Genomic DNA, 5,268 nt, shown 5'->3' on the forward strand with positions numbered 1-5,268 from the left:
TAAGGCTAGGGTATGCCCCAACCGGACAGGTGGGGCCGTGAGGAGCTGCGTGAAGCCTTGGCAAACAATGACTTCGATTCCTTAACGTACGATATTTTCCGTTTCGTGAGCTGACCCCTCCAACACGCCCCGAGCGAAACCGCCCGCGCCCCCATAATTATTGTTGGGAATGACGCTAGCCCCCGGCAGGGACTTGAGGCTTAATGTCCGCCCATTATCAATCACGAATAATTCGACCTGTCCAGAACAGCGCCCCAATACCTCTCGACTTAGCAGTTCGATATTGCGGCGGACATAGGCTTCCCGTTTGAACGTCGGCATGATGACAGCCAACCGTGGTTCAATTTTCGGCGGTTCCGGGGTCAAATAACGCAGCCCCATGAGCTGAAAGCCGGTCCCCCTCGCTTCGAATTGAGGATACAGAATGCCCCGTTGTCCATGGAGCGCATTGATGGACACCAGCATACTGCCCCCAGCGCTTTCTATGGCTTGCTCGGTGACTAGCACACGCGGCTCGAAACCATTTTCTCGCCAAACTCTTAACAGCGCCTTGCCGGAGAGCCGAATATCCAGAGTAATCCTGTCGATGGCTGCCGGTCCACACCAGGTCGAAAGCGAAAAAGCGCCGAAAAAAGTGCTGAATTCCAAAGTATGCACGCCGCTGGCCGACACCTCCGGCAAATAGCGCATCCCTTCCTCAGTCTGATGCAGCCAAACCTCGCGGGGATGTGCCCGAAAATACATGGCCTCCGGGGCATTGATAGCAATATGGGGCCAAATAATTTTTTGCAATACCCTATGACCATCTTCCATTTTTAATGCCCTCTTATTAACCGGACAGAATTAATTATAGATAGCGGTAGAAAGAAGGCTTCATTTGATCGCCCTCACCCCAACCCCAACCCTCTCCCGTAGGGAGAGGGAGCAAAATGTCGCTTTACCAGCAGAGGTATCTATATTTTCATTCAAATAACTCAATTTTGGCGTATAAATCATCTATGGGCATGACCTACCCCTTCTTTCACGAATTCCCTGCCTGAATCATGAAAGCCGAGCTTATCCGCTAAATCCTAACCAATATCTTCAATCTGAATGATCTCCCCACGTTCCAAATAAATCTTGCGGGTACATACCCGTTCGATCAATTCCCTGTCATGGCTAGCCAAAATCAGAATCCCGGCCTTATCCACAAAATCCAATAAGCGGGCCTCCGCCTTACGGCTGAAACATTGATCGCCGGTACTCAGCCATTCGTCCATCAACAGGATTTCCGGCTCAAGGCAGGTGCAGATGGAAAACGCCAGCCGTAGCACCATGCCGCTTGAGTACGTGCGCAAGGGCATATGCAGGAAATCGCCCAATTCGCTGAATTCGGCGATGTCCTCCTTAAATCGGCCAATCTCCTGGGGTTTCAGGCCAAGCGAAAAACCCCTCAGCTTGATATTCTCAAAGCCCGTGGCGTCGCCGTCCATACCCAACATGTTGTCGAGCAGGCTGGTCACTTTTCCTGTCACCTCAACCTGTCCCTGGTGAGGGTGATATACCCCGGCAATAACCCGCAACAATGTCGTTTTGCCGCTGCCGTTATGGCCCATCAAAGCGATTCGATCTCCCGTTTCCGCCGACAACGTAATATCGCGGAGCGCTTCGACATAAGTGATGTTGTTTGCGGCGCACAATCGACCGCCAACCGCGGCATTGAGTATTGTCCTTTTGAAAGAGCGGGCCTTGGTATCGAAAATGGGCAGGCGGATCGAAACATTCCGCAAATTCACACCCATGATTTGATTGCTCTCAACGCCCTGGATGGTTTCCCGTTGAGATTTGACGGGTTCAATGGTTTCAGTCCGTGCGGTGCTTGTCCGTGAAAAATAAGTCATAACCAATAGGTGATGTGGTTCCGATATTTGGCTAATAAACCAGCCGCCAATAACCAACCGAAAATGGCCATTGCTAGGGTAGTGATCCATAGCGAGGCTCCCGGCGTCTGGCCGAGCAGCGGCATTCTCAGCATTTCAAGCAGATAATAGAACGGGTTCCATTCGAGCATATAAAATCGGCTAGGGGCCAACTGACCGGATTTCCAAATGATGGGGGTGATGAAGAACCCCAAGGTAATCAAATGGTTGATGACCGGCTGCATATCCCTAAAACGGGTACAAAGCATAGCCAGCAATATACCTAGCCAGAGCAGGTTTGCCACCACCAACAGGAAGGCTGGAATCCAAAAGAAGACCGATTCATTAAAGGTCAGAAGACCCAGCGCCCATAAAATCGGGATGATTACCGAGTTATGGGCCAGTAGCAGGATATGCCGCCAACAAACACGCAGTATGAAAATGAATAAGGGCAGCCGTGTTTGGCGGAGGTAATGAGACGATCCGATGAAGGCTTCACCGTAATCGTTGAGTTGATTGGAAATGAACCCCCAGAACAGCAGGCCCAAGGCCAGATAGGGAATGAATTCATGGGGATCGAAATCGAACAGCGCACCGTATAGCGGCCCCATCGCAGTGACGGTGACGGCAAGGCCGATGGTCAACCACCAGGGGCCGAGCGCTGAGCGCCGATACCGTCCCCGGATGTCCTGAAGTGAAAGCGCGTGCCACAAGGGCCAATCGGAAATGCCTTCCCTGAAATCCCGAACCGCCGACTCCAACATAGCGTTTTCCATCCATTGGAAAATATGCTGGTGAACGTACCATACTATCAGGCGCAAGGGAAATTTGTGCCAATTAATTAACGGGCTAGTTAATTATTTAAAGCTTACTTTTGTCGCTGTTACATTGGATGCGTCCCGCCGGTTCAATCAAACTGCCCGGTGCCGCCAGTCAATATTTTCCCGGACGCGCCATTCAGATTGGCATTCCGGGAAGGGGCTAGGGAAAAGTTATTGAGGAATTCGTTTCTACCCGTGGGGCTGGTTTGCTCAATGGCCCAAACCTCAGGCCCGACGATGAGATTGTCGAATATGTCATTGAAATCACAATCCCGGCAAAACTGAATCCCCGCGTGGTGGCCACCGGTAATGACGTTCTGATAAATGACGTTGCCCTGGCTGGGCGTGAAATCGAGATCACTGGCGGGCGCGTCGGCGGGCGCGCTTCCCAATTCAATGCCGAAGAAAAAGAACTTATCGTTCGCGCCAGCGTTATTTGATTCGATTCGATTGCCGCCAAGGATATTGTAAAAGGCGGTTCTGACCATTTTTACGCCGCTCCCGTAGTTTCCAGAAATATAATTATTCGCCACAATATTGAATGCCGCGTTGTCGATGGAAACCCCCGGGAGTTTCGCATTGGAGTCCCCGTCAGCGTCTTTGCCAAACGCGGCCACGAAATCCATCTCAAGGTCCAAATCGCGTTGGCCCCAGCGCTTCCCATTCGCGGACACTTCATTACCGAAAATAATGTTGCCCGCCGATCCGTTATCCAGGCAAACGCCCTCCTTGCTATTGCCATGGACTAAGTTTCTCCTGGCATAAGTCAGTATGGCACCGTCGAGGTAAATCCCGTTGGCGAGGCCGTCCCTGATTTCGTTGCCGATTAAGTAAACCCGGTTCGCTGGCGTCCGGTTTCGGACCGGGTCTTCCGGCGCGAAATGGAATACTGGTTTCCCGTCACTGGATACTCCCTGGGCCAGCAAAAAATTGACACCGCCAATCTGGCTATAGATACGGCGATCCGTGACCAGGATTCCGGCGTGTTGGTTGCTCGTGCCGCGCCCCCCGGAGACCTTGTTGCCGTGAATCAGCACGTCGGTCGATTTTCCCAAGACCGTTATCCCTGAGGCATTGGGCCGGGTGATAACGGCGTCAGCGATCAAGATGCGGCTGTTGGCCGGGGCCACGATGATTCCATATCCTGGCGCATCAATGATTTCCGTCCTCACAATGGAAACCCGCGCTGAGGCGGATATGACGAATGGTTCGAGACCCTTGAATATCCCACCAGATACGGAAATGTCCTTGGAATTATCGATGCTGATGGCGGCGGTATGATAATTTTTAGAAAAGGCGGCTTCGCCTGCTTTGAGGCGCGTCTTTCCAAAATTTATATGAAGCTGATGATGATTCCTGATGCGAAGCGGCTCGTCCGCGATCAATCCCACCGATAGCACATCAATGCACGCATTGTTTTTGAGTTTCTTATTGAGCTTGGATAACAGTTTTCCCTTGTAAACAATATTCCGAAGGCAGGTATCGGGCTGGTTTCTCTGCTTAAGCAGGCTGTCGATTTCCAGGCCGGCATTTCTGCCGAAGTCGAGCAAGGTTCTGAGGCTTAGGCCCAAGCCGTCGGCCCGCTGGAACACCTGCGTCTTACCGGCGAGCGTGCCCACGGCATGGTCCGGCCCCAATTTCAGGGCGGGAAGATTCCCGTTGAGAATCCGGTCGTACACGTCGCTCATGGGAAGGGGCGGGTTGCCGACCACAGGATTCAGGAAGGCCGTGAGGAGGCATATCGCACAGCCTTGAGCGAGGCGGGCCAGCCATCGCAAACCGGCGAAAGCGCGGGTGGGGCCGGGGCGATGGGCTGATTGGCTCGACGTGGGGTTGGGCATGGCGGGCGCTCGGCACATTGATGATGGGTTGGACAAGCGGACCGGCCCGCCTCGTTGAGGATTAACTGGCTTTGGCCCGCAAGCCTGGCGGATCGGTGGCGATTCCAGGCCCGCGAGTCGCCCCCCCAGTAAATGCCCCTACGCGTCCGGCCCGACGCCCGGGTCTAACACCGAAGGGCCGCCGCCGTGCCGGAAGGGCGGTTCCGCCCAGGGAAATCCGGGGCAATCGCGCCATGTGGTTTCCTCTCCCTCCCACAGCCCTCTCACAGGTAGAGGGGGCCAAGCGGACATCGCGGGATTGCCCGGCGCAGAAAATGGAATAGGGAATCACGTAACCGTCGTTATCAGGAGATTCAGGATGGACCCCAAACCAAGCTTTAGCCTCCCACGCCGCCAGATGCTCGGCGGAATCACCACCGGCCTCGTCGCCGCCGCCGCCGCCCCGGCCCTCGGACAGGCCGCCTCGCCCCTTGGGGGTGGGCCGCGCCCGCCAGATCAGGCCGTCATGCGGAACCCCGTCACCCAATATCCTCACCCGCCCTTTCCCAAGCAGCCCCAGGACCCGCCGGGCCTCGCCGGTAAGATGACGCCTCGCCCCGACCACGGCGAAACCAGCTATCAGGGTTCCGGCAGGCTGCTGGGCCGGAAGGCCCTGGTGACCGGCGGCGATTCCGGCATCGGCCGGGCGGCGGCCATCGCCTTCGCCCG

Annotated in this window: 4 protein-coding genes and 1 pseudogene; 1 reads left to right on the forward strand and 4 read right to left on the reverse strand. The window is 54.9% G+C overall.

Annotated elements, in window-relative coordinates; genetic code table 11:
* Nucleotides 1-81: 81 nt before the first annotated feature.
* The 4 genes from ACXWUF_RS17975 to ACXWUF_RS17990 all read right to left on the reverse strand — a co-directional run bounded on the left by ACXWUF_RS17975 (nt 82) and on the right by ACXWUF_RS17990 (nt 4,407).
* Nucleotides 82-813 (reverse strand): glycosyltransferase family 2 protein, encoded by a 732-nt coding sequence (locus ACXWUF_RS17975; RefSeq protein WP_458503334.1) that lies wholly within the window; start codon nt 811-813, stop codon nt 82-84.
* Between the two features lie 257 nt (nt 814-1,070).
* Nucleotides 1,071-1,970 carry an ABC transporter ATP-binding protein gene (locus tag ACXWUF_RS17980; RefSeq protein ID WP_458497091.1) on the reverse strand — a complete coding sequence of 300 codons (900 nt, stop codon included), beginning with the start codon at nt 1,968-1,970 and terminating at the stop codon, nt 1,071-1,073.
* Entirely contained in the window at nt 1,877-2,662 is a 786-nt protein-coding gene (locus ACXWUF_RS17985; RefSeq protein ID WP_458497090.1) for an ABC transporter permease, read from the reverse strand. Before ACXWUF_RS17985 ends, ACXWUF_RS17980 begins: the two co-directional genes overlap by 94 nt.
* A gap of 143 nt (nt 2,663-2,805) precedes the next feature.
* Complete coding sequence (locus tag ACXWUF_RS17990) at nt 2,806-4,407, reverse strand: right-handed parallel beta-helix repeat-containing protein (RefSeq protein ID WP_458497089.1); 1,602 nt, start codon at nt 4,405-4,407, stop codon at nt 2,806-2,808.
* A gap of 511 nt (nt 4,408-4,918) precedes the next feature.
* Between ACXWUF_RS17990 and ACXWUF_RS17995 the strand changes: the two are divergent.
* Nucleotides 4,919-5,268, forward strand: a pseudogene (locus ACXWUF_RS17995) (hypothetical protein); the annotation flags it as partial.

The organism is Methylomagnum sp., from assembly GCF_054333355.1.

Bases quoted from the DNA above. Each gene is read 5' to 3' on its own strand.
- ACXWUF_RS17985 (WP_458497090.1), bottom strand. From the start codon at position 2,662: ATGTTGGAGTCGGCGGTTCGGGATTTCAGGGAAGGCATTTCCGATTGG.
- ACXWUF_RS17990 (WP_458497089.1), bottom strand. From the start codon at position 4,407: ATGAGCGACGTGTACGACCGGATTCTCAACGGGAATCTTCCCGCCCTG.
- ACXWUF_RS17975 (WP_458503334.1), bottom strand. From the start codon at position 813: ATGGAAGATGGTCATAGGGTATTGCAAAAAATTATTTGGCCCCATATT.
- ACXWUF_RS17980 (WP_458497091.1), bottom strand. From the start codon at position 1,970: ATGGATCACTACCCTAGCAATGGCCATTTTCGGTTGGTTATTGGCGGC.